The organism is Methylobacterium sp. WL103 (assembly GCF_008039885.1).
In the GTDB taxonomy this organism is placed as follows: Bacteria; Pseudomonadota; Alphaproteobacteria; order Rhizobiales; family Beijerinckiaceae; genus Methylobacterium; species Methylobacterium cerastii.
This window is the reverse complement of the sequence record NZ_VRUX01000427.1, coordinates 1-3,720: the sequence shown is the minus strand read 5'-3', so window position 1 is coordinate 3,720 and position 3,720 is coordinate 1. Positions and strand designations below refer to the sequence as shown.

3 protein-coding genes and 1 pseudogene are annotated in these 3,720 nt (G+C 57.7%); 2 read left to right on the top strand and 2 right to left on the bottom strand.

Translation table 11 applies throughout. The features are described 5' to 3' along the window. Nucleotides 1-501 precede the first annotated feature (501 nt). A complete protein-coding gene (locus tag FV222_RS19890) occupies nucleotides 502-1,377 on the bottom strand; it encodes an AraC family transcriptional regulator (protein WP_056093231.1) in 876 nt (291 codons plus the stop codon). A gap of 109 nt (nucleotides 1,378-1,486) precedes the next feature. Between FV222_RS19890 and FV222_RS19885 the strand changes: the two genes are divergently transcribed. Then, nucleotides 1,487-2,260 (top strand): SDR family oxidoreductase, encoded by a 774-nt coding sequence (locus FV222_RS19885; RefSeq protein WP_056093234.1) that lies wholly within the window; start codon nucleotides 1,487-1,489, stop codon nucleotides 2,258-2,260. 157 nt (nucleotides 2,261-2,417) lie between these two features. Continuing rightward, complete coding sequence (locus FV222_RS19880; protein WP_147815456.1) at nucleotides 2,418-3,614, top strand: adenylate/guanylate cyclase domain-containing protein; 1,197 nt, start codon at nucleotides 2,418-2,420, stop codon at nucleotides 3,612-3,614. Here FV222_RS19880 and FV222_RS19875 read toward each other — a convergent pair. After that, nucleotides 3,604-3,720, bottom strand: a pseudogene (locus FV222_RS19875) (IS5/IS1182 family transposase); the annotation flags it as partial. The gene FV222_RS19880 and the pseudogene FV222_RS19875 sit on opposite strands and share 11 nt — an antisense overlap.

Below are 3,720 nucleotides of genomic sequence, written 5' to 3'. Positions count from 1 at the left end.
GATCAGAACGTCCGCCTGACGTAGCTTCGCGACGATCTCCTCGGGCTTCGGGTGCTTTGCCATCTCGTCCGTCCTCCAGGCTCAAAAGCCATACCAAAGGGCGGACCACTTCAATGGGGGCTGACCAGCCGCTCTCCGTCGAGCCAGAAGCGAATGGCCCAAACCTGCTGTGGTTTGAGAGGGCGTTTGGCGCCCAGCTTCCGTCCTGCATTCCACGGTCGGCGATTCTTGAAGGCTGGGTCGTACTCTGAATGTCCCATTTCTCATCTCCCAACCGGCAGATGCCGGCCGGGAGAGAAAGGGCGCTGCGAACGTGGCCAGCGCAGTATTGGCTCGACGTTTTAAATGTGCGTCTCGGAGCTGCCAGGTTGAGAAGCCGCCCCACCGCGTCCGACCCAACCTGGCCATCCATCGCGCCCTTCGAATTATCCAAAAGAAGACGTTCGATGCACAGGCGAAAGCAAGGTCTCGAAACCGCTCAAAGGACCTCCACGAGCAGCTTCAGGCACGCAGTGCCCCTGGTGTTAGGCCGTCCTCCCGACGCATCACGGATGTCAGGTGACTCTGGCTAGAGAACCCGCATGTCAAAGCGATCTCTGCCAGAGTCATGGGTCCACCGAGGATGAGTGTACGCGCATGATCGAGACGCATGCGGGTAAGGTACTGATGAGGGCTCGTGCCAGTGCGCTGCCGGAAGGTGCGGAGCAATTGGCTGGACGAAAGACCGACAACGCTAGCGATGTCGTCAAGCTTCACGGTACCGGCAAAATTCGCAGACATGTAATCCCGCAGCCGCCTGAACTGTCGGTCGGACAAACCGGCACCGACCTGTTTTACGCTGCGGGCGCCATATTGCTTGAGCAAGTGGAACCCCAAAAGGTTCAACAGCGAGTCCAATTGCAGGTCTGGCATGCCCGTATCGGCGTCGCATCGGAGCTCGTCACGGAGCATTTCGCCTAGAATGGCCACACGGCGATCCAGGACCGGTAATGCGTCTGACATGACGGTTGCTGATGGCAAGTCGAAGCTGTCTTGCGCCACCTTATCGAGCCAGCGTTCCGACAGGGCGAAAGCCGCGACCTCCTTGTGCTCGTGCCATCGCGCCCAGTAATCCGCACCAGCAGGCACGATCTCGCACATCCCGCTGGTGGCGGACGCAGTGCGTATCCTCGTCCCACCTAACCGCGTCTCGCGATTTGCGAATGGCGCGAACGAGAACAATACCAAATGATGGGGAATGGTTTGGCTGATCTCCCCGGCATCTCGCTTATTCCACGCCGCCGTGCCGAAATCCGTTCGGACGAGCCGCCCCCAGTTCGGCACGGGATCTTCGGCGGTGGCGACGTCGGGAAAGCCAGGCTGGTCGAGTTGATCCATGATCGCTTTCCGTCCGGAATGCGCGGCTTCTACTACGAACGCGCAATTTCTGAAAGCCAAGCTTGGGAGCTTCGGCTAGTTTTCTTCTGCTCAACAAAGAGGGAAGACTATGACAAATACAAATTCAGGCGGGGATCTCAGTGGTAAGATCGGATTAGTTACTGGCGCAACGCGTAACCAAGGCAGGGCCTATGCTGTGATGCTAGCGCAGAATGGCTGTCGCGGCGTGGCGGTTCACTATCATGGCGAGCGTTCGCGCGGCGAGGCTGAGGAGACCGCCGCCGAGATCGAGCACCTTGGCAGCACCCCTCTCCTGGTCAGTGCGAACCTTGCTCGGGTCAGCGAAGTGACAGAACTCTTCGATGCTATCGACCGTCAGTTCGGACAACTGGACATTGTGGTGAACACCGTCGGCAAGGTGGTGAAAAAGCCCTTCGTGGAGATCACTGAGGACGATTTCGACCAAAGCTTCGCGGTCAATACCAAGGCTGCCTTCTTCTGCATGCAGGAGGCCGCGAAACGCATCTCGGATCACGGTCGGATCATTAACATAGGGACGACGCTACAGGCCGCCACCACCGGACTGTACTCGATCTACGCAGGGTCGAAGGCGCCCCTCGAACATTTCACCCGTGCCCTGGCCAAGGAAATCGGCGCTCGGGGTGTCACGGTCAATACAGTCGCGCCGGGTCCCTTGAACACGTCCTTTTTCTACCCGGCCGAAACCGAGCATTCCACTGAATTCCTTAAGGGTATGAGCGTCCAGAATCGCCTGGGCGAGATCGATGAGATCACGCCCCTCATCGCTTTCTTGGCCGGTCCGAGCAGCGGTTGGGTTACGGCACAGACCCTGTTCATCAACGGCGGATTCATCGCACGCTGAGACCGGCGGCGGGTATTCTGAACCCCTGCAAGAGACATATGGATGTCATGTAGCTGTCGCCCCGCTGCAGCGGAGCGGCAACCAAAGCCTCATGACCCATCGAGATGTCCGTCATTCCGTCCCCATTCAGATCGACGGTACGAGAAAATTGTAAAGCTTGCTCGGGGAGCGTCTGTGGATTAAGAAATCCCAAAATAATCGCGAATTTACCTTTTCTGTAATTTGGGTTGTGATCGATCCAGAGGGAGCATCTGCTGTGCAGTCTGAAGTTTCCTCCCCGATGAGATTCGCAGGTGTGCAGGGAAGGGTATTCGAATTTATTCGAGGTTCCGCCTCGTTGAGTTACGTTCTTATATCCGCAATCGTTATATTTCTACTCGACACATGGAGTCCATTACATTTCGCCGTTGCTGTTCTATATAGCGTCGTCGTGGTTCTGGCGACCCTTTGGTTTAAGCGCCTTGGTACGATCAGAACTGCGGCGTTCTGTGCGTTTCTAACGGGCCTGAGCTACATCATCACTCACGGAGCAGATCTGGATAGTGCTGCCTCGGCCCGGACATTGATCAGCCTCGCCGCCATTGCGATCACGACGAAACTGGCTCTGCTAAACATCGCCACTCGTGAGCGGCTAATCATGGTCGGTAAGGAAAAAGACAACTTAGCTCGATTTTTTCCGCCTGCCATCGTCGAGCAAATCGCTACGAACGACATCGCGCTATCGACGACACGCTACGAGCCTGCCGCGGTTCTGTTCGTCGATATGATCGGGTTCACGAAATTCTGCAGCGTTCTGCAGCCGCAGGACGTGATCGCCATGCTTCGTGAATTACTATGCACCTTGAGCGCCAGTGTGTTCGAGCACCAGGGCACCGTGGACAAGTTCACGGGCGACGGTTTGATCGCGGTATTTGGCCTGCCCGTAGTGAACGACCTGAGTGCCACGAACGCCGTACGATGTGCGCTGACCATGCAGGCGAGGCTCCAGGCATGGAACGATGAACGTGCGGCGTCGGGACTGGAAGCGGTCGCCGTTGCCATCGGCATCCATTACGGCGCTGTCGTGCTCGGCGATGTCGGATGCGAGAGCCGGCTCGAATTGACGGTCCTGGGCGATACCGTGAATGTTGCGAGCCGCGTCGAGCATCACTGCCGTGAAGCTAAGGCCTCGATCCTGATCACGGACGCTGTTGTCAGGCGCATGCAGAGCGAGGGAAGTGAGGGGGCGGTAAGAAGGTTCACCGACCGAGGGTTTCACACGATCCGGGGACATTCGGATGCCATACGACTATTCGCAATTCCGAGAGATGCAGCACTAAACGTCAATCAGCTTCTAGGGCGTGTCATCGCTTGAGCCAATCGAGGGCGGCTGCGAGGGAGAGGACGCCCATGAAGCTGACGGCAGTCTTCTCGTAGCGGGTGGCGATGGCGCGCCACTCTTTGAGCCTGGCCCAGAGGCG

What these genes read in the sequence shown, in the direction of transcription:
- FV222_RS19890 (WP_056093231.1), bottom strand. Translation starts at nt 1,377, where the DNA reads ATGGATCAACTCGACCAGCCTGGCTTTCCCGACGTCGCCACCGCCGAA.
- FV222_RS19885 (WP_056093234.1), top strand. Translation starts at nt 1,487, where the DNA reads ATGACAAATACAAATTCAGGCGGGGATCTCAGTGGTAAGATCGGATTA.